The sequence below is a fragment of the Alteraurantiacibacter lauratis genome (assembly GCF_037154155.1).
Lineage (GTDB): Bacteria > Pseudomonadota > Alphaproteobacteria > Sphingomonadales > Sphingomonadaceae > Alteraurantiacibacter > Alteraurantiacibacter lauratis.
Genome location: NZ_JBANRN010000016.1, coordinates 49,267 through 72,642, shown reverse-complemented (window position 1 = coordinate 72,642; position 23,376 = coordinate 49,267). Strand labels below are relative to the sequence as shown.

General features: G+C 64.7%; 23 protein-coding genes. 14 read left to right on the top strand and 9 right to left on the bottom strand.

Features of this window, described 5'->3' with window-relative positions:
* Positions 1–264: 264 nt before the first annotated feature.
* Positions 265–1,572: a UDP-N-acetyl-D-mannosamine dehydrogenase gene (gene wecC / locus WFP39_RS13840; RefSeq protein ID WP_336920409.1), complete on the top strand. Its 1,308-nt coding sequence runs from the start codon at positions 265–267 to the stop codon at positions 1,570–1,572.
* A 9-nt stretch (positions 1,573–1,581) separates the two neighbouring features.
* A complete protein-coding gene (locus WFP39_RS13835) occupies positions 1,582–1,953 on the top strand; it encodes a hypothetical protein (RefSeq protein ID WP_336920402.1) in 372 nt (123 codons plus the stop codon).
* Between the two features lie 13 nt (positions 1,954–1,966).
* Here WFP39_RS13835 and fabI read toward each other — a convergent pair whose 3' ends face one another.
* From fabI to WFP39_RS13820, 3 genes are read right to left on the bottom strand one after another with little or no spacing between them, the layout of a single operon-like run.
* A complete protein-coding gene (fabI, locus tag WFP39_RS13830) occupies positions 1,967–2,758 on the bottom strand; it encodes an enoyl-ACP reductase FabI (RefSeq protein ID WP_336920408.1) in 792 nt (263 codons plus the stop codon).
* Positions 2,759–2,781: 23 nt separating this feature from the next.
* Positions 2,782–3,813 carry a YihY/virulence factor BrkB family protein gene (locus WFP39_RS13825; protein ID WP_336920400.1) on the bottom strand — a complete coding sequence of 344 codons (1,032 nt, stop codon included), beginning with the start codon at positions 3,811–3,813 and terminating at the stop codon, positions 2,782–2,784.
* A gap of 54 nt (positions 3,814–3,867) precedes the next feature.
* Positions 3,868–4,800 carry a DnaJ C-terminal domain-containing protein gene (locus WFP39_RS13820; RefSeq protein ID WP_336920399.1) on the bottom strand — a complete coding sequence of 311 codons (933 nt, stop codon included), beginning with the start codon at positions 4,798–4,800 and terminating at the stop codon, positions 3,868–3,870.
* A 65-nt stretch (positions 4,801–4,865) separates the two neighbouring features.
* On the opposite strand from WFP39_RS13820, the gene pdxH reads away from it, so the two are divergent.
* Together pdxH and WFP39_RS13810 are read left to right on the top strand one after the other, a co-directional pair.
* The gene (gene pdxH, locus WFP39_RS13815; RefSeq protein WP_336920398.1) at positions 4,866–5,468 is read left to right on the top strand and encodes a pyridoxamine 5'-phosphate oxidase; all 603 of its coding nucleotides are present in this window, start codon (positions 4,866–4,868) and stop codon (positions 5,466–5,468) included.
* The gene (locus WFP39_RS13810) at positions 5,465–6,397 is read left to right on the top strand and encodes a cation diffusion facilitator family transporter (protein ID WP_473829098.1); all 933 of its coding nucleotides are present in this window, start codon (positions 5,465–5,467) and stop codon (positions 6,395–6,397) included. The genes pdxH and WFP39_RS13810 overlap by 4 nt, the downstream gene beginning before the upstream one ends.
* 9 nt (positions 6,398–6,406) lie before the next feature.
* On the opposite strand, the gene WFP39_RS13805 is transcribed toward WFP39_RS13810, so the two are convergent.
* Positions 6,407–7,492: a serine hydrolase domain-containing protein gene (locus WFP39_RS13805; protein WP_336920397.1), complete on the bottom strand. Its 1,086-nt coding sequence runs from the start codon at positions 7,490–7,492 to the stop codon at positions 6,407–6,409.
* Positions 7,493–7,608: 116 nt separating this feature from the next.
* Between WFP39_RS13805 and WFP39_RS13800 the strand changes: the two genes are divergently transcribed.
* Positions 7,609–7,980, top strand: coding sequence for a hypothetical protein (locus WFP39_RS13800; protein WP_336920395.1), 372 nt, complete (start codon positions 7,609–7,611; stop codon positions 7,978–7,980).
* Here the strand turns inward: WFP39_RS13800 and mnmA are convergent.
* A complete protein-coding gene (mnmA, locus tag WFP39_RS13795) occupies positions 7,977–9,143 on the bottom strand; it encodes a tRNA 2-thiouridine(34) synthase MnmA (protein WP_336920394.1) in 1,167 nt (388 codons plus the stop codon). The genes WFP39_RS13800 and mnmA overlap by 4 nt on opposite strands.
* A 136-nt stretch (positions 9,144–9,279) precedes the next feature.
* Here mnmA and WFP39_RS13790 point away from each other — a divergent pair, with 136 nt between their 5' ends.
* The 6 genes from WFP39_RS13790 (at position 9,280) to WFP39_RS13765 (ending at position 16,651) form a co-directional block, all read left to right on the top strand.
* Positions 9,280–9,612, top strand: coding sequence for a hypothetical protein (locus WFP39_RS13790; RefSeq protein ID WP_336920393.1), 333 nt, complete (start codon positions 9,280–9,282; stop codon positions 9,610–9,612).
* Positions 9,612–9,911, top strand: a complete 300-nt coding sequence (sciP, locus tag WFP39_RS13785; protein ID WP_336920392.1) for a CtrA inhibitor SciP — start codon at positions 9,612–9,614, stop codon at positions 9,909–9,911. Before WFP39_RS13790 ends, sciP begins: the two co-directional genes overlap by 1 nt.
* Positions 9,912–10,094: 183 nt before the next feature.
* Entirely contained in the window at positions 10,095–10,361 is a 267-nt protein-coding gene (locus tag WFP39_RS13780; protein ID WP_336920406.1) for a GlsB/YeaQ/YmgE family stress response membrane protein, read from the top strand.
* Between the two features lie 324 nt (positions 10,362–10,685).
* A complete protein-coding gene (locus tag WFP39_RS13775) occupies positions 10,686–11,918 on the top strand; it encodes an efflux RND transporter periplasmic adaptor subunit (RefSeq protein ID WP_336920391.1) in 1,233 nt (410 codons plus the stop codon).
* Between the two features lie 12 nt (positions 11,919–11,930).
* Positions 11,931–15,338 carry an efflux RND transporter permease subunit gene (locus WFP39_RS13770; RefSeq protein ID WP_336920389.1) on the top strand — a complete coding sequence of 1,136 codons (3,408 nt, stop codon included), beginning with the start codon at positions 11,931–11,933 and terminating at the stop codon, positions 15,336–15,338.
* Positions 15,339–15,436: 98 nt separating this feature from the next.
* Positions 15,437–16,651, top strand: coding sequence for a DUF445 domain-containing protein (locus WFP39_RS13765; protein ID WP_336920388.1), 1,215 nt, complete (start codon positions 15,437–15,439; stop codon positions 16,649–16,651).
* A 10-nt stretch (positions 16,652–16,661) separates the two neighbouring features.
* On the opposite strand, the gene WFP39_RS13760 is transcribed toward WFP39_RS13765, so the two are convergent.
* Both WFP39_RS13760 and sucC read right to left on the bottom strand, forming a co-directional pair.
* Positions 16,662–17,582, bottom strand: a complete 921-nt coding sequence (locus WFP39_RS13760) for an energy transducer TonB (RefSeq protein ID WP_336920387.1) — start codon at positions 17,580–17,582, stop codon at positions 16,662–16,664.
* A gap of 95 nt (positions 17,583–17,677) precedes the next feature.
* Positions 17,678–18,877, bottom strand: a complete 1,200-nt coding sequence (gene sucC / locus WFP39_RS13755) for an ADP-forming succinate--CoA ligase subunit beta (protein ID WP_336920386.1) — start codon at positions 18,875–18,877, stop codon at positions 17,678–17,680.
* A 101-nt stretch (positions 18,878–18,978) separates the two neighbouring features.
* On the opposite strand from sucC, the gene WFP39_RS13750 reads away from it, so the two are divergent.
* Positions 18,979–19,776: a 3'(2'),5'-bisphosphate nucleotidase CysQ gene (locus WFP39_RS13750; protein ID WP_336920384.1), complete on the top strand. Its 798-nt coding sequence runs from the start codon at positions 18,979–18,981 to the stop codon at positions 19,774–19,776.
* Positions 19,773–20,660 (top strand): O-fucosyltransferase family protein, encoded by an 888-nt coding sequence (locus WFP39_RS13745; RefSeq protein ID WP_336920383.1) that lies wholly within the window; start codon positions 19,773–19,775, stop codon positions 20,658–20,660. Before WFP39_RS13750 ends, WFP39_RS13745 begins: the two co-directional genes overlap by 4 nt.
* A 50-nt stretch (positions 20,661–20,710) precedes the next feature.
* Here the strand turns inward: WFP39_RS13745 and WFP39_RS13740 are convergent, their stop codons facing one another.
* A complete protein-coding gene (locus WFP39_RS13740; RefSeq protein ID WP_336920382.1) occupies positions 20,711–21,391 on the bottom strand; it encodes a YiaD family glycine zipper/OmpA-like lipoprotein in 681 nt (226 codons plus the stop codon).
* 177 nt (positions 21,392–21,568) lie between these two features.
* Here WFP39_RS13740 and WFP39_RS13735 point away from each other — a divergent pair, with 177 nt between their 5' ends.
* Positions 21,569–22,861: a hemolysin family protein gene (locus WFP39_RS13735; RefSeq protein WP_336920380.1), complete on the top strand. Its 1,293-nt coding sequence runs from the start codon at positions 21,569–21,571 to the stop codon at positions 22,859–22,861.
* Between the two features lie 114 nt (positions 22,862–22,975).
* On the opposite strand, the gene WFP39_RS13730 is transcribed toward WFP39_RS13735, so the two are convergent.
* Positions 22,976–23,374 carry a DUF3035 domain-containing protein gene (locus WFP39_RS13730; protein ID WP_336920379.1) on the bottom strand — a complete coding sequence of 133 codons (399 nt, stop codon included), beginning with the start codon at positions 23,372–23,374 and terminating at the stop codon, positions 22,976–22,978.
* Positions 23,375–23,376 lie beyond the last annotated feature (2 nt).

Sequence of the window (23,376 nt, the reverse complement as noted above, 5' to 3'; positions counted from 1 at the left end):
TCTCCTGCTTCAGCGGAGACACTCTGAATCAATACACGCACTGAATTTCAAGAGGCTGATTGGGTTTAGACCCTAGGACGATGACCGAGAACCCAATTAGATAGGCAATGTCGGGATTCAAGGTTGCCCGCGGGTTGAAGCCGTCGAGCATTACGCTGGAACCTTTTCACTCACTTCGGTGGCTACCACCTCGCCCCATCATTACCCGAATATCAACCAATTTCCGCCAAAGCCTTGTCGCACCACACACGCGAAAGGCATTTCATGCGCGGGCAATCGCTTCCTACCGTTTCCGTTATCGGCCTTGGCTATATTGGCCTGCCCACCGCCGCGATCATTGCGCGCGCGGGGATGCGCGTCTTTGGCATGGATGTGACGCCGCATGTGGTCGACACGATCAACCGGGGCGAGATTCATATCGAGGAGGTCGATCTCGACGGGCTGGTGCAGGGCGTGGTGGCGCGCGGGCTGCTCACCGCTTCACTGGAGGTGCATCCGGCCGATGTATTCGTGATCGCCGTGCCCACGCCGTTTCACAAGGACGGACGCCACACGCCCGATGTCACCTATGTGCTGGAAGCGGCAAAGAATGTCGCCAAGGTGCTCAAGGCAGGCGACACGGTGATCCTCGAATCGACCTCACCCGTGGGCACGACCGAGCAATTGCGCGATGCCATCGCCGCGGCGCGGCCCGATCTGAAAATGCCGGGGCTGACCGATGGCACGCCCGATGTCTCGATCGCCTATTGTCCCGAACGCGTGCTGCCGGGCCGCATTCTGGAAGAGCTGACCAATAACGACCGCAGCATTGGCGGCATTACGCCGCGCTGTGCGCGCAAGGCGCTGGCTTTCTACAAGCGCTTCGTGCGCGGCACCTGCGTCACCACCGATGCCCGCAGCGCGGAGATGACCAAGCTGGTCGAAAACGCCTTCCGCGATGTGAACATCGCCTTTGCCAACGAACTCAGCATGGTGTGCGACAGGCTGGGCATGGATGTGTGGGAAGTGATCCGCCTCGCCAACCGGCATCCGCGCGTCAACATCCTCACCCCCGGCCCCGGCGTTGGCGGGCATTGCATTGCGGTCGATCCGTGGTTCATCGTCTCTGCCGCGCCTGAACAAACGCCGCTGATCCGCACCGCGCGCGGGGTGAACGATGGCAAGATCCACCACGTGATCGCCCGCGCCGCCGCGCTGGTGGAGGCCAATCCGGGAGCCAAAGTGGCCTGCCTCGGCCTCGCTTTCAAAGCCAATATCGACGATTTCCGCGAAAGCCCGGCGCGCCTTGTCGCCGCGACGCTGGCGCGCCGATACGGGACCCGCATCCACATTGTGGAGCCTTACGCCGCCGAATTGCCTCGCGAATTCGAAGGGACGGGCGCAGTGCTGACCGATATTGACAGCGCGCTGGAAGATTGCGGCGTGATGATCGTGCTGGTCGATCATGACGTCTTCCGCTCGGTCCCGCTGGCCGAGCGTGAGGACAAGGCGGTGTACGACACGCGCGGCATCTGGCCCGATCAGCCGCAAGCCCCTGTTGCCCCGGTTGAGGAACTGCGCCGCGCGGGCTAGTCCCGCCGTGTGTTCAAGGCTCTTGTCATTCTGGCGCTGCTGCCTGCGCTTTACGCGCTTGCACTGTTTGGCTGGCCCGATCTGCTGCGCGTCATTCAGGGGGTGCGCCATGTGCGCGGGACCGTGGTGCGGCACGATTTGAGCACGGACGGGTTCGTTCCGGTTTTCCAGTTTGTAAACGGCACCGTTACGCACGAGGTGCGTGGCCGCACCGCTTCCCTAAACCCACAGCCGCCTGTGGGAAGCACGCACTGGCTCAGCCATCCGCGCCGCCGGCCCGATCTGGCGCGATTGCCCGACCATTTTCCGCGTACGATGATGTATGGCCTGCTGACCGCCTGGCTGGCGCTGTTCAGCGATATGGCATTTGGCTGGTTCTAGGCGGTGGCGAGCCTCAGGCCAGCGCGATATCGGGCGCGTCTTCCTGCTTCATGCCGACAAGGTGATAGCCGGCGTCGACATGGTGCACTTCGCCCGTGACGCCGCTGGCGAGATCGGAGAGGAAATAGAGGCCCGCGCCGCCCACATCCTCGATCGTGACATTGCGCCGCATGGGCGAATTCAGCTCGTTCCATTTGAGGATATAGCGGAAATCGCCAATCCCGCTCGCCGCCAGCGTCTTGATCGGCCCCGCCGAAATCGCGTTCACGCGGATGTTTTCCGGCCCCAGATCGTTGGCGAGATATTTCACGCTGGTTTCCAGCGCCGCCTTGGCCACGCCCATTACATTGTAATGTGGCACGACCTTTTCCGCGCCGTAATAGGACAGCGTGATGATCGATCCGCCATCCTTCATCAGCGGGCGCGCGCGTTTTGCCGCGGCGACCAGCGAATAGGCCGAGATGTTCATTGTCAGCAGGAAGTTTTCGAGGCTGGTATCGACATATTTGCCGCGCAGCTCGTTCTTGTCGGAAAAGCCGATTGCGTGGACGAGGAAATCGAGCTTGCCCCAGCGCTCCTCGATCTGCGCGAAGGCGGCGTCCATCGCCGCCATGTCGGACACGTCGCATTCGATCAGGAAATCGCTGCCCAGTTCAGCCGAAAGCGGGCCCACGCGGCGCGCGAAAGCTTCGTTCGGATAGGAAAAGGCCATTTCCGCGCCATGCTCATGCAGTTTCTTTGCAATGCCCCAGGCCAATGATTTTTCATTCGCCAGCCCCATGATGAGGCCTTTCTTGCCCTGCATCAGACCCGGAACCAGACCTGCCGTCATTGCGCGCCCTCCTCAACTGCCGCTTGCGTCATATTTGCCGCGCCATCGGGCTCCATTCCCTCCGGTTCGGCCAGCGCGGCGTTCAGTTCCGCACCTGCGACCATCCCTAAGCCCACCAGCCAGAAAAAGAAAAGCGCGATCATGCTGCCCGCCAGCGATCCGTAGGTGAGATCGTAAGTGAAGACCGAGCGCAGCACCGGCGGCAGCGCCATCGTGACCGCCAGCCACCACAGCGTGGTGAGCAAGGCGCCGGGCCATTTGGGATATCGGCTGCGGCGGTAGGGATCGGGCGTCAGGGCGTAAAACAAAAGGTAGATCGAGGCGAACAGCCCGCCCGTAGCGATGATGCGCGACCAGGCGAGCTGTCTGAGAGCGCTGGCCAATTCGGGCATCCAGGCGGTGATCGCCTGCTGCGCCGCACCGATCATCACCTGCGCCACCAGCGATGCCATCAGCACCAGCACCGCGCCGATGATGATGGCGGTGGAGCCGAGGCGGTAGATCCAGAAGGCCCGTGTCGCCTTGGTGCCATAGGCGCGGCGCAGAATATCACGGATCGTTTCGATCAGGCTGCCCACTGTCCAGAGGCCGATCAGCCCGCCCACCCACAGCAGCCATCCGCTGCGCGCCTCGATCGCGCCCAACGCCACGGGGCGCAGCACATCGGCCACCACCGGGGGCATGGCGGCGAGCACGGCATTGACCGCAGCGGCCTGTTCCGCCTCCTCCCCCAGCAGCGACAAGGCCGCGGCGCCGGTCAGGAAAAAGGGGAAGATGGCCAGCATGGAAAGATAGGCAAGATTGCCGGCGTGAATCGGGCCATCATTGTAAATGCCCACCATCGCCCGCTTCAGGACAAGCTTGCACCTTTCCAGCAGTTCAAGCCGTTCCTTCCCGTTGCGCAGCCGGTCGCGCAGCCGTGCGGGTTGGGCCGCCGCACGGCGCCGCGCTTCGGGCGACAGGTCAACCGGGCCATCCTCTGTTGGGGCCTCGCTTGGGGGCGCTTCAGGCGTGCCGGGCAAAGCCATGCCTTTGTCCTAACAGGCGGGTGAAGCTGGGTCGAGGGCCGGAGCGCCCGCGCATCACAAGCCAAAGCGCTGGCGCACCGGGCTGTCGTCTTTCCACCCTTCCAGCCGGGCCGCCAGCGCGGCGGGATCGGCGGGAAGGTGAATCTGCAAGGTCACCAGCTGATCGCCGCGTGATCCGTCCTTCTTCGAAAAACCCTTGCCCTTCAGGCGCAGCACCTTGCCAGAGGATGATCCCGCCGCCACGTTCAGCATGACCGGCCCATCCACCGTGGGCACCTTGACCTTGCCGCCGTTCAGCGCCTCGTCCAGCGTCACCGGCAGGTCGAGCAGCACATCATGCCCCGCGCGGCGGAAGAAGGGGTGCGGCTCGACCTTGATCGTCACCAGCGCATCGCCCGCGCCGCCCGGCCCCGGCTCACCCTTGCCTTTCAACCGCATCTGCGTGCCATCCTCGACACCGGCAGGCAATTTCAGGTCGATCGTCTTGCCATCGCCCAGCGTAATGCGCTGCGGGGCACGCGTTGCCGCATCCACGAACGGCACCTTCAGCGTATAGGCGAGATTGGCCCCGCGCGGCGGCGGGGGCGGTGGCCGCCGCCCAAAACCCGCCCCGCCAAATCCACCTCCGCTGCGCGCGCCCGCGCGAGCGCCGAACAGCCCTTCGAACAGGTCGGACAGGTCCATTTCTTCCGGCCCGCCGGCACCGCGGAAACCGCCGGCACCTGCGCCGCCAAATCCGCCCCCATGGCCAAAGGACATTCGCGGATTACCATCGGCGTCGATTTCACCCCGGTCGAACTGGCCGCGCTTGTCCTTGTCGGACAGCAGGTCGTAAGCGCGGGTGACATCGGAAAAGCGTTCCGCCGCCTTGGGATTGTCCTTGTTGCGGTCGGGGTGCAGTTCTTTTGCCAGCTTGCGATAGGCGGATTTGATTTCCGCCTCGCTAGCTGTGCGGGATACCCCCAGTGTTGCGTAAGGATCACTCATGGTGTGTTAGCTAGGTAATGCATTGATGGCTGGCAAGCGTTTGCCGCATGGAGTAACCGGGCCTTATGCAGGATAGTGACAACGCCATTCCCGATACCGATCCCTTCGTCCTGTTCGATGCCTGGTTTGAAGAGGCGAACAGGACGGAACTGAACGACCCCAACGCCATGGCGCTGGCGACCGCCACGCCAGACGGTATGCCTTCGGTGCGCATGGTGCTGCTGAAGGGACATGATGCGCGCGGCTTTGTCTTCTATACCAATGCGCACAGCCGCAAGGGCGGCGAAATCCTTGCCAATCCCAATGCCGCTTTGCTGTTCCATTGGAAAAGCCTGCGCCGCCAGATTCGCATCGAAGGTCCGTTGGCGGAGGTGAGCGCCGAAGAAGCCGATGCCTATTTCCATTCGCGCCCGCTGAAATCGCAGGTGGGCAGCGCAGCCAGCGACCAGTCGCGCCCGCTCGATTCGCGGGCAACCTATCTTAAGCGGGTAGAGCAGATTGCCGAGGCCTGCCCGGTGCAGGTGCCGCGCCCGCCGCACTGGACTGGCTTCCGCCTTGATCCGGCACGGATCGAGTTCTGGACCGATCGCCCCAATCGCCTGCACGAACGCCGCCAGTTCACCCGCACCGCGACGGGCGGCTGGACCAGCACGCTGCTCTACCCGTGAGCGCGCCGCGCACGCCCGCTGAAGCAGAGCGCGCCTGGCTGACGCGCAGCGCTGCCTATGCCAGCATGGCGGTGGCCTTGCTGCTGGTGGGGATGAAGCTGTGGGCGGTATGGCATACTGGTTCCACCGCCATGCTGGGCAGTCTGGCGGATACGGCGCTCGATCTGGTGGCCAGCCTGGCGGCGCTGGCGGGCGTGGTGATCGCCGCGCGCCCGGCGGATGCCACGCACCGTTTCGGGCACGGCAAGGCCGAAGCGCTGGCCGCGATGTTTCAGGTTGTGCTGATAACGCTTTCCGCTTTCGGGCTGGGCGCGCGCTCTGTCGGGCAATGGCTGGATGGCGGGCGCGTGGAGGGCGCGGAGGCGGGCATTGCCGTCTCGGTCCTTGCCATTGCGGCGACGCTGGCGCTGATCGCCTGGCAGCGCCATGTGATCGCCCGCACCGGCAGCCTGGCGATTTCCACCGACCATCTGCATTACAAGAGCGATCTGGCGCTCAATCTGGCGGTGATCGCGGCCTTGGTGCTCGACCGCTATCTGAATGTCGCGGGGGCCGATCCGCTGTTTGGGTTGGGGATCGCGCTGTGGCTGGGATGGAGCGCCTGGCGCGCGGCGGGCGCGGCGATAGACCATCTGATGGATCACGAGTGGCCGGAGGAGCGGCGCAAGCAGTTTCTGGCGGTGCTGGCGCGCCATCCGGAACTGCGCGGGGTGCACGATCTGCGCACGCGCACCAGCGGGGCAAAGGACTTTGCCCAGTTTCACGCGGCGGTTGACCCGCAGATGACCGTGGCCGAGGCGCACCGCCTGATGGACGAGCTGGAAGCGCGGATCGAGGCCGCCTTTCCCGGTGTCGAGGTGCTGATTCACCCCGATCCCGAAGGCCTCGTGCGTGCCGAGGGCGAGGAACTGCTGCCCGATCGGTGTTAGGCGCGGCGTCTAGCGCACCGGATAGAGCGCGGAAATGGCCGCAATCCGATCCATCAGCGCGCGTTCCTCTTCGTCCAGCGTCTTGCCGGTGCGCAGGATCACCAGCCCCTGCTGCGGCGAGATATAGAGCACCTGCCCCAGATGGCCCATCGCGGCAAAGGCGGTGTCCGGCCCCTGATCGGCAAAGATCACGTTGCGATCCGATCCCGATGGGCGGTTGAGCCAGACTTGCGCGCCGTAATCGGGCGCGCGCGGGCTCTCGCTTTTCATGAAATCGACCCAGCCGCGCGGCACCACCTGCACCCCGCCTGCCGCGCCGCCGCTGCGCAGGAAATCGCCGAACCGCGCCCAGTCGCGGGCATTGGCCCAGATTGCGCTGCCTGCAACCAGAGTTCCAGCCGCGTCATATTCGCCGACCATGCTGGTAAGGCCGAGCGGCACGGCAAGGCGAGCCTCCAGAAAATCGGCCATGGCGACCTGCCGCTCTTGCGCATCGCCTTCGGGCGCAAGCAGCCGCGCCAGGATGTCGCCCAGAATCACCGTGGTGGCGGTGGAATAGGTGAACTGGCTGCCCGGCTCATGCGCCAGAGGCTGGGCCTCGGCCCAGGCTGCCATATCGTCGCGCCCGTCGAGAAACAGCATCCGCACTTCGGAACTGTCCTGCACCGGTTCGGCCCCTTCCTGGTGCCTGAGGCCCGACCGCATCTGGAGCAGGTGGCGCAGCGTGATCGCGCCGCGCGGATCGCCCGCGCGCTGCCAATGGTCGATCGGCGGTGATGTATCGAGCGCCAGCCGCCCGTCGGCCACCATCATGCCGATCAGCACGGCGGTAACCGTCTTGGACATCGACCAGCCGATAAAGCGGGTGTCGGCCGAAAACCCTTCGGCATAGCGTTCGGCCACCACTTCGCCGCGATGCATCACAACAACGGCGTAAGTTTCGCCAATCCCCTCGGCGGTGAACAGCGCGTCGAGCCGGCGGGCCAATTCCTCGCGCGGGACGCCGGGTTCGACCGCTACGGCTTCCAGCGCGCCATCGGACAGCGGCGGTGGCGGCGGCGGGCCTTCCTGTCCGCACGAGGCCAGCAGAATCACGCCCAGCGATGCCAAGGCAAGTTTGGCGCTTGGCCGGCGGCCCCTTGCACGTTTAGGGGAAGTATCGGGATTATGCAGGCGCAACATGCGCGCCTCAATTGAACAGGCAGGCAGGAATGGCAACCGGAAAGACCATGCGAAAGGCGCAGCGACACGATGCCCGGTGGCGCCCGCGTGGCGGCTGGGCCATCTGGGTGCTGGGCGCGCTGCTCGTCGCCGGGCTTGCCGCGTGGCAATGGGGTGAACCCGTGCGTGCGCAAGCCGAAGTGGCAACAGCCTATGGCGCGCGCACCGCATGCTCGTGCCGCCATCTGGGCGGGCGCGATTTGGCGAGTTGCAAGGGCGATTTCCTGCCGGGCATGGAGGCGGTATTCCTGAGCGAGGACGCGGATGCGAAATCCGTCACCGCGCGCGTGCCACTGGTCGCCAGCGCCACCGCCCAATATCGCGAAGGCTTTGGCTGCGTGCTGGAGCCGTGGCGCAGCTAGGCAGCTGCTTCGGTCGAATCGATCCAGCCGCCCCCGACCACCCTTTCCCCGCAATAAAGCACTGCCGCTTGCCCCGGTGCCACGCCGAATTCGGGGACGGCAAAGCGGATCGTGGCAGGCGCGCCGTCGCCAAACTCGCCTTCCAGCGTGACTGGAACTGGCTTTGCCAGCGAGCGCACCTTAGCGGTCAGCCCTTTGGCCGGAAGCGGGCCGATGCGGTTCGTCTCGATCAGCTGCGCCGATGCCACCGCCAGCATCGCTTTCGGCCCCACGCGCACTTCGGCGCTGGCGGCGTCCAGCTCCACCACGTAGAGCGGCTCTGCCAGTCCGCCGATTTCGAGCCCGCGCCGCTGGCCCACAGTATAATGGATGATGCCCTTGTGATGGCCCAGCACCTCGCCCGTGGCGGCGTGGACAATCTGGCCGGGGCGCACGCCTTCCGGGCGCACCTTTTGCACGATGCGCGCATAATCGCCGTCGGGAACGAAGCAGATATCCTGGCTGTCGGGCTTGGATGCCACGGCGAGACCATATCCCGCCGCCAGACGCCGCACCTCGTCCTTGGGCAATCCGCCCAAGGGATAGCGCAGAAAGGCAAGCTGTCCCTCGGTCGTGCCATAGAGGAAGTAGGACTGGTCGCGCGCGGGATCGGCGGCGCGGTGCAGTTCCGGCCCGGCCTCGCCCATCACGCGGCGCACATAATGGCCCGTGGCAAGGCAATCGGCCCCCAGATCGCGCGCCATGCGCAAGAGATCGGTGAATTTCGGCCCCATATTGCAGCGGATGCAGGGGATCGGCGTGCGGCCGGCCAGATAATCGTCGGCAAAGCGTTCGACCACCTCCTCGCGGAAGGCGCTCTCATGGTCGAACACGTAATGCGCGATGCCCAGACGGTCGGCCACGGCGCGCGCGTCGCGGATATCGTCGCCCGCGCAGCAGGCGCCCTTGCGCCCGGTGGCCGCGCCATAATCGTAAAGTTGCAGCGTGATGCCGATCACTTCGGCCCCGCTGGCGGCGGCAAGAGCAGCAACGACCGAGGAATCGACCCCGCCCGACATCGCCACCACGATGCGGCATTCGGCCGCGGCGCGCGGCAGATCGAACAGGGCAGCGGCGCTCTGCGCGTCAAGCGGCGGGGTGGGAGACAGGGAGGCGGCGGACATGGGCGGCCCATACACTCTTGCCGCAGCCACGCCAATGGCGCGGCTGCGGGTGAGGAGGGGCACACGGCAGAACACCAAGGCCCAGGCTAAGGCGTGGTTAAGCGCGGCTTTACCGCTTCTTGACGGTTGCGCGTGTATGACGATCGTCATGTACGAGGGAAAACTGCCTTCGGCCCAGCAGGCCATTGAAAACGGACAGGATTCCGGCGAGCCCGGATTCTTGCGTGAAATGACGTGGCGCGACCTGCGCGCGCGGCTTGATGCCGTGCGCGACCTGCGCTGCGCTCTTCGCCGGCCGGGAGAGGCTGACAAGCTGGCAAGCTTCGATGCCGATTCGGCGCGGCGGATTGCTGCGCTCTCCAATGGCAAACACGGCGTTAACCTTGAAGATTTAGCCGATCGCAAAGCGCTTGGGGTCATTAACGGGGCATCGCGTGATGCCGGTTGCGGCAGCGACCAGAGGAAATAATGATCGAGAACCAGAAAATCCGCCCCGCGCAAGTCATCGGCCCTCTTGGCGAGCCGCTGACGCTTGCCGATCTTCCCGCGCCCGAAACCCGCCGCTGGGTTGTGCGCCGCAAGGCTGAAGTCGTGGCCGCCGTAAATGGCGGGCTGCTGACAATAGACGAAGTGCTTGAGCGCTATTCGCTCACGCTGGAGGAATTCGCCAGCTGGCAGCGGGCCGTGGACCGTTCCGGGATGCAGGGCCTGCGGGTGACGCGCATTCAGCACTACCGCGATCTTTACGAGCGCCAGCTGAAATATTGAAAGTCGCCTTCTGAAGGCGGATGGCAGGGTTCAATTCGTTGGACTCGCGTTTCGTTAACCGTCAGTTTCTCCTCCGGCCTTGCGCGTAACGGCGCGAGGCCGGAACCGCATGGGGCTTGCCGCATTGATGCAGCAGGGCGCCTGCGGGCCCGTATGACCGGAGGGAAACAGGAGGAGACGGTGATGGGATGGATTATCGCAATTATCGTAGGCGGCATCGCTGGCTGGCTGGCGAGCAAGGTGATGAACCGCGATGCGTCGATGGGCATTTTCTGGAATGTCGTTGTCGGTATTGTTGGTTCGGTGATCGGCAACTGGCTTGCCGGGCCGCTGTTCGGCGTTCAGGGAACGGTTCAGGCGTTTTCGCTGACCGGGCTGTTGATCGCGCTGCTTGGTGCCATTGTGCTGCTGGCGATTGTCAATCTGATCCAGCGCGGCCGGATTCGGTAAGGCCCCGGCTGCTGCAGGCGATCGCATGACCGCCTGACAAAATGATACAATTTGGCTTAAAGGCCGGAAACCCTTGCGTTTCCGGCCTTTTTGCTTGGCCGCTATCGCACCGTTGGTCGATGGCGCTCGCCCTCTGGACGATGGGTGCGTTGCAGCACGCATCGCAAGCGTATATGGCGCAAGCGGTTACGGCAGTCAGGCCATCTCGGCAGGCTGCGGCAGCGGTGCTAGGGCACGACCAGTTGCCGTGCGGAGCAATCCGGCGGGAAAAGGGGGGTTCCAGGCGATCCGCGCCGGACCGTAAGATCGAGGCGGACTGCGCAGATGAACTACGAAACGCGAATGGACCTGAGCGAGATTTCGCAGGATTCCGGGCAAGCTGCCGGGACTCCGGATAACCAGGATGCATTGCGCGCGCGAAAGAAGCGCAATCTTATCATTGCGCTCGCCGTTCTGGGCATTGCCGCGATCCTCGCTTTCTTCCTCATGAACCGCAGTGACGAGCCTGCGCCCTTCACCGGGCAGGCCGATGGCATTATACCTGCCGTTACGGTGATCAGCCCCGGCAAGGGGACCTATGCCGGCATGATTAACGCCACCGGCACGCTGGCGGCGCGCCGTGAAATGCCGGTGGGCGTGGTGGGCGAAGGTGGGCGCGTGGTGTCCGTGCCGGTCGAGGCGGGCCAGTGGGTCAATGCGGGGCAGGTGCTGGCCGTGATCGACCGTTCGGTGCAGACGCAGCAGACCGCCAGCGCCGCCGCGCAGATCGAAGTCGCGCGCGCCGATGCCAATCTGGCGCAGGCCAATCTGGACCGCGCTCTGCAACTGGTGGATCGCGGTTTTATCAGCCAGGCCGACGTCGACCGGCTGACCGCCACCCGCGATGCCGCCATTGCGCGCTTGCGCGTGGCCGAGGCGCAGCTGGCCGAACGGCAGGCGCGCAATGCGCAGCTCAATATCGTGGCCCCCGCAGCCGGACTTTTGCTGACGCGCAATGTCGAGCCCGGCCAGGTGGTGGGCGCGGGGTCAGGCGTGCTGTTTTCCATCGCGCGCGGCGGGGAAATGGAACTGCTGGCGCAGATCGGCGAGGCGGAGCTGGACCGCATCCCGCTGGGCGCAACCGGGCGGGTAACGCCGGTGGGCAGCGATCAGACCTTTACCTGCCAGATCTGGCAGAAGGCCCCTGTGATCAACGAACAGACCCGGCAGGGCACCGCGCGGTGTGCAATGGCCTACAACGCCTCGCTGCGCCCCGGCGGCTTTGCCTCGATCCAGATCGACAGCGGGGCGGTGGTAGCTCCGCGCCTGCCCGAAAGCGCGGTTCTCTCCGATGACAACGGCAGCTATGTGCTGATCGTCAACGCCGAAAACAAGGTTGAGCGGCGCAATGTGCAACTGGGCATGATCAGCGACGATGGCATCGTCATTGCCGGTGGGCTTACCGGGCAGGAGCGCATCGTGGCGCGCGCGGGCGGCTTCCTCAATGTGGGCGAAACGGTGCGCCCGGTCGTCGAAGGCGCGGCTCCGGCTGGCGCGGCCCCGGCGGCGGCGCAGTAAGGCGCGCCGGCAATGAATTTCCGCAACATTTCCGCCTGGTCGATCCGCAACCCGATCGTTCCTCTGCTCGCCTTCATCGGGCTGATGCTGGCCGGGATCATGGCGTTTCAGCGGATGGATATCCAGGATCGCCCCGATATCGAGTTTCCGGTGGTGATCATCTCGATCGCGCAGCCGGGCGCGGCCCCCAGCGAGATCGAGAACCAGATCACCCAGCGCGTGGAAGCCGCCGTGCAGACGCTGGACGGGGTGGAAAGCATCCGCTCGACCGCCAGCGAAGGCAGTTCGTCCACACAGGTGCAATTCCTGCTCGGCACCGACATTGCCGAGGCGGTGAACGAGGTCAAAAGCGCGGTCGACCAGATCCGCGGCGAATTGCCCGACGGGATTCTGGAGCCGCGCATCTTCAAGCAGCAGACCAGTTCGCAGCCCATCGTCTATTTCGGCGTCACCGCCGATGACATGACAATCGAGGAGCTGAGCTGGTTCATTGACGACACGATTACCAAGGCGCTGCTGAATGTGCCGGGCCTTGCCGAGGTGAATCGCAGCGGTGGGGTGGACCGCGAAATCCTCGTCATCCTCGACCCGGCCAAGATGCAGTCGCTTGGTGTTACCGCGGCGCAGGTCAACACCACGCTGCGCCAGACCAATGTGAACGCGGCAGGCGGGCAGGCGGAAATCGCCGGATCGCGGCAATCGGTGCGTGTGCTGGGAAATGCCGGGTCGGCCTATGAATTGTCGCAGACGCAGATTGCGCTGGGCGGCGGACGCACGGTCAAGCTGGCTGATATTGCCACCGTCCGCGACGCCTATGGCGAAATCCGCTCGCTCGCCAAGATTGACGGGCGACAGGTCGTTACCTTCTCGATCACCCGCGCGCGCGGCGAATCCGATGTTGCGGTCTACGATGGCGCGGTGGAAGTCCTGCAGGAGCTGGAGGAAGCCAATCCCGGCATCCGGTTCACCCGCCTGTTCACCGAAGTCGATTACACCAAGGCCCAGTACGAAAGCAGCATGGCCGCCATGGTCGAAGGCGCGATTCTGGCGGTGGTGGTCGTGTTCCTGTTTCTGCGGGACTGGCGCGCCACGATCATCGCGGCGCTGGCGATCCCGCTTTCGGCGATTCCCACCTTCTATTTCATGGAATGGCTGGGCTTCACGCTCAACACGCTTTCCCTGCTTGCCTTGGGGCTGGTTGCAGGTGTGCTGGTCGACGATGCGATCGTGGAGATCGAAAACATCGTGCGCCATATGCGCATGGGCAAAAGCGCCTATCAGGCCTCGATCGATGCGGCGGACGAGATCGGGCTGGCGGTGGTCGCCACCACTTTCTCCATCGTGGCGGTGTTCCTGCCGGTGGGCCTGATGCCGGGCGTGTCGGGCCAGTTCTTCAAGAATTTCGGCCTCACCGTCGTGGTCTCGGTGCTGATGAGCCTGGCGGTTGCGCGCATGATCACCCCGATGGTTGCGGCCTATTTCCTGAAAGCCAAGGGCGAGGCGGCGCATGGCGAAGGCCGCCTGATGGACACCTATATGAAGGTGCTGCGCTGGTCGCTGGACGATAGCAAGTTCCGCGAGATGCGCGCCCGCATCGGCAAGACGGGCACGCGCTGGTGGTTCCATCTGGCGGCAGTGGCCAGCGGGCTGGTCGTGATCCTGGCCCTGCGCGCGGTCACAGGTGTTGGCACCCAAGAGGGCGGCGAGGGCGGCCTGTCCATTGGCCTGATGCTGGGCCTGCTTGTGCTCGCCTATCTGGTGGGCGGCCTCGTCAATTTCCTTCTCGGCCTGATTGGCGGCTGGCTGGCGGGATATGACAGCAATCCCCTCTTCGCCCGTGCCCGTTATCTGGGCGCGCGATTCCTTGACCACCGCGTGTGGATGATGCTGGTGGGCGTGGTGGCCTTGGGGCTGACCGCACTTGTCGGCAGCCGCATCCCGATGCAGTTCTTCCCCAATGCGGACAGCGACTTTGCGATGATCCGCATCAATATGGTGCCGGGAACGACCTTGCAGCAGACCGACGAAGTGGTCAGCCGCGTGGCCGCGCGCATGAGCGAGGAGCCCGAAGTGGCGCTGGCTCTGGGCATTGCCAATGAAGGCAACGGCATGGTGCGCCTTGTGTTCAAGCCGGACCGCGAGCGAACCAGCCTCGAATTCATTCGCCAATTGGGACCCGAATTGTCCGACATCCCCGATGCGCGGGTCAATTTCCAGGACCAGGACGGCGGCGGTGGCGGCGGCGGTTCGGGCCGCGCGATCACGATCATGCTGTCGGGTTCCGATCCGGCGGCGCTCGAACGGGCGGCAAACACGCTGGTTGACCAGATGAAGGACGTGCCCGGCGCGGTCGGCCCGCGCGTGGAGGTGGACCTCCAGCGGCCCGAACTCATCATCAAACCGCGCGAGGATCTGGCGGCAAGTCTGGGCGTGACAACGCAGGCGCTCAGCCAAGCCATCCGCATTGCCACGCTGGGCGATATCGATCAGAACGCAGCCAAGTTCTCGCTTTCCGACCGGCAGATCCCCATCCGCGTGCGCCTTGCTGAAGGCGACCGACGCAATCTTGCGGTGATCCGCAATCTGCCCGTGCCCACCTCCACCGGCGGATCGGTGCCGCTGGAGCGGGTGGCCGAAATTGGCCTTGGCATGGGGCCAACCTCGATCGAACGTTACAACCAGAACCGCCGCGTTTTCGTCAGCGCCGACCTCGCGCCCGATGCCGCGCGCGGAACGGTCATGTCGGCGATCAACAATCTGCCGATCATGCGCAACCTGCCCACCGGCGTTGCCAATACCCCGGTGGGTCAGGATGAATGGCAGGGCCAGCTGATCGACAGTTTCGGCGTGGCGCTGGTTACCGGCATCCTGCTGGTCTTTGCCGTGCTGGTGCTGCTTTACCGCCGCCTTGTGTCGCCGCTGGTCAACATGGCCTCGCTCGCGCTGGCACCGCTTGGCGGGCTGGTGCTGGTCTGGGCGCTGGGCCAGCCGCTCTCGCTGCCGGTGTTTATCGGTATCCTCATGCTGTTCGGCATTGTCGGCAAGAACTCGATCCTGCTGATCGACTTTGCGCTGGACGAGATGGACAAGGGCGCGGCCAAGCGCGCCGCCATTCTGGAAGCCGGGCACAAGCGCGCGCAGCCGATCGTGATGACCACTATCGCCATGACCGCGGGGATGCTGCCCACCGCCTTGTCGCTCAGCGGCGATTCGGCGTGGCGCGCGCCGATGGGCACGGTGGTGATTGGCGGGCTGATGCTGTCGACGCTGCTCACGCTGCTCATCGTGCCGGCGGGCTTCAGCCTGGCCGACGGTCTGGAAAAGCGCGTCGGGCCGTGGCTGCGCGAGAACCTGCTCACCTACAAGCCGGACGACAGCGACGAGGACAAGGCGCGCGCGCAGCCGGTGCCGGCAGAATAGCGACCTGCCGGCCCTTGGCGCGTGCCGGCGGAGCGCGCTAGACTGGTGCGGTTGTGACCGGACCCGTTGAGCGCCCTTCCGTGGACCGCGCAAGAGCCATGCGCCTTTCCGCCACGCTGATGCTGGTGGCGATGGCGGTGGTCTTTGCCATTGCCTTTCCCCGGCAGGATCTGCACCCCGCCTGGGGCTATGTGCGCGCTTTTGCAGAGGCGGGGATGATTGGCGGGCTGGCCGACTGGTTTGCGGTGACCGCGCTGTTCCGCCACCCGCTGGGCCTGCCGATCCCGCACACCGCGATCATCCCTCGCAACAAGGACCGCATTGCCGATACGATGGCGGATTTCCTGCGGCGCAATTTTCTTACCCCCCATGTTGTGGCGCGGCGTTTGCAGGACATGAACTTAGCCGCCGCACTGGGCCGCTTCCTGGTGGAACGGCGCAGCAGCGATGCCGAACTGGGCCGCATCCGCAGCGGGGCAGTGCAATTGCTGGTCGATCTGCTCGAAGCGCTCGATCCCGAAAGGCTGGGCCTGCAGGTCAAGGCGGGCCTCGCTGCGCAGGCGCGCAAGCTGGAGGTGTCGCCGCTGCTCGGCCGGATGCTGGCAGGCGCGATGCAGGATGGCCGCCATCGCCCGGTGATCGATGCGCTGGTGCGCTGGGCGGGGCTGACGCTGGAAGGCAACGAGGAACTGGTGCGCGAGATGATCCGCGCCCGCGCCAATGCCGTGCTGCGCTGGACGGGATTGGACGACCGCCTGTCCTCCTCGGTGCTTGATGGTCTTTATCGCCTGCTGGCCGAAATTCTCGTTGATCCGCAGCATCCCCTGCGTGGCCGAATGGAGGAAGGGCTGGCGAAATTGGCGGCCAATCTGCAAACCGACCCCGTTGTGCGTGCCAAGGTGGAACGCGCAAAGCTCGATCTGCTTGCCAATCCGGCGCTGGGGGATTGGTGGATGGGCGTGTGGGAACGCATCCGCCACGGCATGATCGCCGCCGCGCGAGACCCCGATTCAGCGCTCGACGGCCAATTGGGCGCGGCATTGCGCGAGCTGGGGGAGAAGCTGCAATCCGATCCCGCGCTGCAGGCGCAGATCAACCGTCTGGCCCGCCGCACGCTGGTGGGCGTGGCGCAACGCTATGGCGAGCAGATCGTGCGGCTCGTTTCCGAAACGGTGAAGCGCTGGGACGCGCAGACGATCACCGACCGGATCGAGAACGCGGTCGGCCGCGACCTGCAATTCATCCGCATCAACGGCACACTGGTGGGCGGGTTGGTCGGCGTCGCCCTGCACGCCATCACGCAGCTTTTCTGATGCGTGGAGGCTAGCGGCGGCCGGGGGGCGGCCCCATCAGCGCGAAGGGCGGTACAGTCCAATAGCTTGCCATCGGCTGCCCTTCGGCATCCAGAGCGGGCTGGAACCGGGCATTGTCCATGATCTGTGCGCAGATTCGCGTGTTCACATTGGCGCTCAGCGTCGGATAGTGGATCTCGCAGGCTGTTGGTCTCCCCTCGGCACTGATCATGACGCGCACCATGTTGGAGCCGCCCGCCAGCCGGGAAAACTCGCCAAAGGGTATCGTGCCATTGGCCAGATGCGGGCCTGGAGGGGGGAAAGCGGGGCGCGACAAGGTGCGGTGCTTTTCCGGGTCGAGACCCCAGATCGACAACAGATCGTAACCGCAGGTTTGCAACACCTCCATCGCATTGCGCAGCGATCCGGTTTCGATGCGCACCGGGGTTGTCAGGCCGCTGGTCAGGCTGAGCGCGGTGATCTGCGTGCCGCGGGCCAATTCCTGGGCATCGCGCTCGGCAGCGGTGGGTATGGTGGCGGGAGGAGGACCTGCATTCTCGCCCGCAGGCGCCGCGCTGCCATCATCAATCATCACTCCGGAAAAGATCAGCAATTGCTGGCCGTCGGTCGACGTTGACCGGGCAAAGGGCAGGCGTCGCGGGTTTGCAGACGGAACGAAATCCACTCCGATCTGATCCGATCCGCGATAGATCGATACGGCGTTGCCCAGCACCATGAGGCGCATGGTCGGGCCGGTGTCAATCTTCTCGAAGGAGATCGAAACCGTCTCTCGCCCGTCGCTGAAGCTGCGCATCAGGCGGCAGTAATCATCGCCGAAATCCGCTGTCCATGGGCCGGATGGCTGGAACACACGCGCATTATCCTGCGCATGTGCGGTTAGGGGCGAAAGCGCGGCGGCCGCAGCCGCCAGCCAAAGCGTTGTCTTTTTCATCAGCCATCCCTCCGGCGCGAAAAGCTATCGCCTTCGCGCCGGAGATCAAGCGGTGAATGATTGCAAATTGTAACGGCGGGAAATGCGCGCCGCGATCAGGCGGCCTGCTTTACTTCCGCCACGATCTTCCTTGCCGCATCGCCCAGATTGTCTGCCGCCACGATGGGCAGGCCGGATTGCTCAAGAATCTGCTTGCCCAGCTCCACATTGGTGCCTTCCAGACGCACCACCAGCGGCACCGACAGATCGACTTCGCGCGCGGCGGCGACGATGCCTTCTGCGATGGTGTCGCAGCGCATGATGCCGCCGAAGATATTGACGAGAATGCCCTTCACCGCCGGGTCGGACAGGATGATCTTGAAAGCGGCGGTCACCTTTTCCTTGCTCGCACCGCCGCCCACATCGAGGAAGTTGGCCGGGAACGAACCGTTCAGCTTGATGATATCCATCGTAGCCATGGCAAGGCCCGCGCCGTTGACCATGCAGCCGATATCGCCATCCAGCTTGATATAGGCGAGGTCATACTTGCTGGCCTCGACCTCCATCGGGTCTTCCTCGGTCTCGTCGCGCAGCGCCTCGATATCCTTGTGGCGGAACAGCGCGTTCGAATCGAAGCTCATCTTGGTGTCGAGCACCAGCAGATTGCCATCGACGGTTTCGACCAGTGGATTGATTTCCAGCATATCGCAATCGAGCGAGGTGAAGGCGGTGTAGAGCTGCGCGGCCAGCTTCTGCGCCTGCTTGTTGAGATCGCCCGACAGTTTCAGCGCGAAGGCTACCGCGCGGCCGTGATGCGGCATGAAGCCGGTGGCGGGATCAATGGTGATCGTGGTGATCTTTTCCGGCGTGTCATGCGCCACGGTTTCGATGTCCATCCCGCCTTCGGTGGACACGATCATGGCGATTCGGCCGCTGGCGCGGTCAACCAGCATGGAGAGGTAATATTCCGAGGCGATATCAACGCCATCGGTCACATAGAGGCGGTTCACCTGCTTGCCCGCCTCGCCCGTCTGCACGGTGACGAGCGTGTTGCCCAGCATTTCGCGGGCATTGGCTTCGACTTCCTCGATACTCTTGGCAAGGCGCACGCCGCCCTTGGCATCGGGGCCGAGTTCCTTGAACTTGCCCTTGCCGCGCCCGCCCGCATGGATCTGCGCCTTCACCACGTAAAGCGGCCCCGGAAGCGCCTTGGCCCCAGCAACGGCTTCCTCCACGGTCAGCGCCGCGTGTCCTGCGGGCACGCCGATGCCGAACTTTGCGAGCAATTCCTTGGCCTGATATTCGTGGATGTTCATGGGAGAGAGAACCTTTTTCCGGATGAATCGGTTGCCTCGCGCTAAAGCACTAACTCCTTGGCCTTGCAATGCGTTGCAGCGCAATCCAAGCTCGCCTCCGCATGATTGATCGCAACCGCCTGAAAGATATTTGCGTGGAAGCCGGGCAGATCGCCATGCGCCAGTGGCCCGGCGCGGGCCATGCCGTTGAAAGCTGGCACAAAGGTGACGCAAGCCCGGTCTGCGCTGCCGATCTGGAAGTGGACGCTTTCCTGAAGGCTGAACTGGGCCGCCTGCTTCCTGCAGCCGGCTGGCTTTCGGAAGAAACCGCAGACGATCCGGCGCGCCTGCAACGCGATCTCATCTGGGTGGTCGATCCGATCGACGGCACGCGCGATTATCTGCGCGGCCGCACCGGCTGGGCGGTATCGGTCGGATTGGTCAGCGCGGGCCGCCCGCTGATCGGCCTGCTGGTGGCACCTGCGCGTGATGAGGTGTGGTCTGCGACGGCGGGCACTGGCGCGCGGCTCAACGGGGTGGACATTTCCGCCAGCACTCGGCGCGAATTTGCCGGGGCGCGTGTTCCTGCCGACAGTCTGGCCACGGAAGATGCCGATCTGACCTTGGTGGAAAAGCCCAATTCCATCGCGCTGCGCATCGCTATGGTGGCCGACAACCGCGCCGATCTGGTCGCGACCTTGCGCTGGGGTTCGGAATGGGATGTGGCCGCCGCCTCGCTGATCGCGCGTGAAGCAGGTGCGCGGGTAACCGATGCCTTCGGAAATGCACTGGCCTACAACAAGCCCGATCCGCGCGCCTTTGGCCTGCTGGTCACCGCGCCTGCAATCCATGCCGCGGCGGTGGAGCGTCTGGCGGATCGTGCCAAGGCGCTGGCCCAGGGGCGCAGAGCAGCGCCATGATCGAAACCCCGCCCCGCCACGTTGTGATGCGCAATTTTGGCGGGCTGGGAAACCGGATGATCCGCTACATGGTCGCGCAGCGTATCGCCCACGAACTGGGCGGCTGGCCGGTCGTGGGGTACCAGATGCCCGAATGGGGCATGGTAAGCGAGGTGGAAGAGCCGCTTTCGGGCCACGGATTCGCCACCGGGTGGGAACACCGGCTGGACCTGCCCGCCCTTGCGCGCCGCGCGGTGGCTGAGCAGGCGGATTATGTCGAAGTGGACGCCTTCGGACAGCGGTTGGAATATTTCGCCGAAAGGCGTGCGCATTATGCGCAGGTCTTTTCGGCATCGCCGGGCTTCCCCGTCGCGGACAATGAACTGGCGATCAATCTGCGCACCGGCGATATCGTGAACGGCGTTCACCGCGACTACACGCCGCTGCCGCTCGCCTTTTACCACAGCTTGCTGGAACAGACCGGCCTCAGCCCCGTCTTTGTGGGGCAGACCGAAGAGAACTGGTACACCTGCGCTCTGCGCGCGCAGTTTCCGGACGCACGTTACCTGTCGGGCGGCGCACTTGCCGATTTCCAGACCATGCGTGGGGCGCGGCACGTGGTGCTGGCGGTCAGCACCTTTTCGTGGCTGGCGGCGTGGCTTTCCGATGCAGCGGAAACGGTCCACATGCCGCTGGCGGGGCTTTTCAATCCGCAGCAGCGCGGCGACATCGACCTGGTGGTGCAAGGTGATCCGCGCTGGCGGTTCCACGCCTTCGCGCCGGGCCATTTCCGCGCGAGCGAGGAACAGAAAGCGGTGCTGACCAGCGCTGCGGCGCGCCCATTGGCTGCGGCAGAGGAGTGGGCAGGCGGCCCGTTCTATATGGGCTATACTATCGACTCGTAATGCCGTGAACAGCGGCGAGGAGGAGGAGGGGCCGGATGGCCCCTCCCAGATCAATAGGCCTGACGCACGTCCTGTTCGGTGACGGGCGTGATGCGGATTTCGACGCGGCGGTTCTGCGAACGGCCGGCCTCCGTGGTGTTGTCGGCGATGGGATATTGCTCGCCATAGCCGATCGTCTCGATCCGTGCGCGCGACACGCCTCGCGACACGAGGTAGTTCGCCACCGATTCGGCACGGCGGCGCGAGAGGTCGAGATTGTAGGCATCCGACCCGGTCGAATCGGTGTGGCCCATCACGTCGATCAGCGAATTGGGATAGCGGATCATGCTGGCCGCCACATCGTCCAGCACTGCGCGCATGGCGGGGCTGATCGTGGTCGAATCCACCGCAAAGGTCACATCCGGGAAGTTGAGCAGAATGCCGTCGCCGCCCGGCGTCTGGCTCACATCCACGCCGGTGCCCGCTGTCACTTCGTCCAGTTCGCGGATCTGTTCATCCATGCGGTAACCGACATAGCCGCCGGCTGCCGCGCCAATACCAGCGCCCACGATTCGGGCAGTCTTGCCGCCGACAATGCCGCCCAGCAGATAGCCCAGCCCAGCGCCGCCAATCCCGCCGATGGCCGCCCGCGAAACCGTCCGTTCGCCGGTATTGGGATCGGTGACGCAGGCGCTCAGCGAAACGAGAGATACAGCGGCGATGCCCGCTACCAGAATACGTGAAGTCTTCATGACGTCCTCCGAGTTCCCCAAGGGTGGATCTTGCTCACTCCGGATCAGCTAGGATGCGGAAAATGAACAAGTGATGGCCGGGGAACGCGCGATTGCGCAACCGGTTCCGCCCGTCAGCCCCAAGCCCCCTGATGAGTCTTAGACAAGTGGGGCAAATGTGCTAGCGACTTTCGTGCGATGACCGCCTTCCCTTGGCACTATCTGGCTGCGCTGGCCGGGCTGATCCTGTTGAACGGGATTTTTGCCATGTCCGAACTGGCGATTGTTTCGGCGCGCACCGCGCAATTGCGAATCGCGGCAGACAACGGCAGCAAAAGCGCCGAGGTGGCGCTGAGATTGGCCTCGGAACCGGGCAAGTTCCTCTCCACCGTGCAGATTGGCATCACGCTGATCGGGATCATTTCGGGCGCGGTTTCGGGCGCGGCGCTGGGTGCGCCTGTTGGCGAGCGGCTGATGCTGCTGGGCGTGCCCGCCAATGTGGCGGACAATGCCGGTTTTGCGCTCGTGATCGTGCTGACGACCTACTTCAGCCTGGTGGTGGGCGAGCTGGTGCCCAAGCAGCTGGCGCTTCGCGCCGCCCTGCCCATTGCGCTCGTCATGGCTATTCCCATGGCGATGCTCGCCAAGGCGACCGCCCCCTTTGTCTGGCTGCTCGACAATTCCTCGGCCTTCCTGCTGCGCGTGCTGGGTGTGCGGCAAAGCGGCGAACACGGGCTGACGGCGGAGGAATTGCAGATGATCTTTGCCGAAGCCACGCGCAGCGGCGTGATCGAGGAGCAGGAACGCGCCATCCTGTCGGGGATCATGAAGCTGGCCGACAAGCCGGTGCGCGAAGTGATGACGCCGCGGACCGAACTTGACTGGATCGATGCGGCTGGCGGCGAGGAGGAGATCCTCTCGGTAATAGCGGAAACGCCGCATTCGCTGGTGCCCGTGGCCGATGGCACGCCCGACAAGGTGCTGGGCGTAGTCAAGGTGCGCGAAGTGCTGGCGCGGCAATTGGCGGGCGGGCCGATCGTGCTCGCTGATCTTCTGCACAAGACCGAAGTGGTGCCCGACCAGCTCGACGCGATGGATGCGCTGCGTGTGCTCCAGCAATCGGGCACGCGCATGGCAATGGTGCACGATGAATATGGCCATCTCGACGGGATCGTGACCACGGCGGACATTCTGGCGGCCATTGCCGGCACCTTTGCCAGCCACCGCGACGAAGATGACACTCCGATGGTTGTCGAGCGTGCTGACGGTTCTCTGCTGATCGCCGGGGCCATGCCCGCCGATGCGCTTGCCGAACGGCTGGGGATTGACCTGCCCGAACAACGCGAATTTGCGACCGCTGCCGGCTTTGTCCTGTTCCACCTCAAGAAGCTGCCGACCGAGGGTGAGGCGTTCGAGGAGCAGGGCTGGCGGGTCGAAGTCGTCGATATGGACGGCCGCCGTATCGACAAATTGCTGGTCAGCCGGGTCTGATCCAAATTTCGGCGATCAGCCGGAACCAGAGCGCGAACCCGCGCCCGCAGGTGCGCCGAAGGAAACAGCACCGAGGATTTGCGAAATCTTGGGGGCCGGATGGCCCTTCGCAAATCAGATCGCCCGTGCGGCCTGTCCGTCGCCTTCGGGCGCGGCGAGGATGGTGCGCGTGGTGGCGCCCTTGTTCACGGTGAAGGTTGCGGGATCGCCCACGGTGGAACGGATGCTGACTTCGGGCTGGCCCGCACGGCTGAGCGCATCGCGTTCCACTGCGCTGCGCGATTGCGGCGGAAACAGCGCCTCCAGCGCCTGCTGCGCGGCGGTGCCTTCGCCCGGACGCGGCGCGCCGGGGGCAGGCGGAACCAGCGCGAAATCGGGCGGGATCACCAATGGCGCCTGCCGCTGCACCACGAATTCATCGGGCCGTTCGCGCGCGGCAATCAGCCCGCCGCCGCAGGCCGACAGCATGGCGGTTGCGCCAAGGGCAAGGATGATCCGGGTGGCATTACGCATGG

Coding starts and splice junctions, on each gene's coding strand:
- WFP39_RS13775 (WP_336920391.1), top strand. CDS start 10,686: ATGAACTACGAAACGCGAATGGACCTGAGCGAGATTTCGCAGGATTCC.
- WFP39_RS13790 (WP_336920393.1), top strand. CDS start 9,280: ATGACGATCGTCATGTACGAGGGAAAACTGCCTTCGGCCCAGCAGGCC.
- WFP39_RS13800 (WP_336920395.1), top strand. CDS start 7,609: ATGGCAACCGGAAAGACCATGCGAAAGGCGCAGCGACACGATGCCCGG.
- WFP39_RS13745 (WP_336920383.1), top strand. CDS start 19,773: ATGATCGAAACCCCGCCCCGCCACGTTGTGATGCGCAATTTTGGCGGG.
- sciP (WP_336920392.1), top strand. CDS start 9,612: ATGATCGAGAACCAGAAAATCCGCCCCGCGCAAGTCATCGGCCCTCTT.
- sucC (WP_336920386.1), bottom strand. CDS start 18,877: ATGAACATCCACGAATATCAGGCCAAGGAATTGCTCGCAAAGTTCGGC.
- fabI (WP_336920408.1), bottom strand. CDS start 2,758: ATGCAGGGCAAGAAAGGCCTCATCATGGGGCTGGCGAATGAAAAATCA.
- WFP39_RS13820 (WP_336920399.1), bottom strand. CDS start 4,800: ATGAGTGATCCTTACGCAACACTGGGGGTATCCCGCACAGCTAGCGAG.
- WFP39_RS13730 (WP_336920379.1), bottom strand. CDS start 23,374: ATGCGTAATGCCACCCGGATCATCCTTGCCCTTGGCGCAACCGCCATG.
- wecC (WP_336920409.1), top strand. CDS start 265: ATGCGCGGGCAATCGCTTCCTACCGTTTCCGTTATCGGCCTTGGCTAT.
- WFP39_RS13740 (WP_336920382.1), bottom strand. CDS start 21,391: ATGAAGACTTCACGTATTCTGGTAGCGGGCATCGCCGCTGTATCTCTC.
- WFP39_RS13760 (WP_336920387.1), bottom strand. CDS start 17,582: ATGAAAAAGACAACGCTTTGGCTGGCGGCTGCGGCCGCCGCGCTTTCG.
- WFP39_RS13750 (WP_336920384.1), top strand. CDS start 18,979: ATGATTGATCGCAACCGCCTGAAAGATATTTGCGTGGAAGCCGGGCAG.
- mnmA (WP_336920394.1), bottom strand. CDS start 9,143: ATGTCCGCCGCCTCCCTGTCTCCCACCCCGCCGCTTGACGCGCAGAGC.
- WFP39_RS13825 (WP_336920400.1), bottom strand. CDS start 3,813: ATGGCTTTGCCCGGCACGCCTGAAGCGCCCCCAAGCGAGGCCCCAACA.
- WFP39_RS13780 (WP_336920406.1), top strand. CDS start 10,095: ATGGGATGGATTATCGCAATTATCGTAGGCGGCATCGCTGGCTGGCTG.
- pdxH (WP_336920398.1), top strand. CDS start 4,866: ATGCAGGATAGTGACAACGCCATTCCCGATACCGATCCCTTCGTCCTG.
- WFP39_RS13765 (WP_336920388.1), top strand. CDS start 15,437: ATGCGCCTTTCCGCCACGCTGATGCTGGTGGCGATGGCGGTGGTCTTT.
- WFP39_RS13735 (WP_336920380.1), top strand. CDS start 21,569: ATGACCGCCTTCCCTTGGCACTATCTGGCTGCGCTGGCCGGGCTGATC.
- WFP39_RS13770 (WP_336920389.1), top strand. CDS start 11,931: ATGAATTTCCGCAACATTTCCGCCTGGTCGATCCGCAACCCGATCGTT.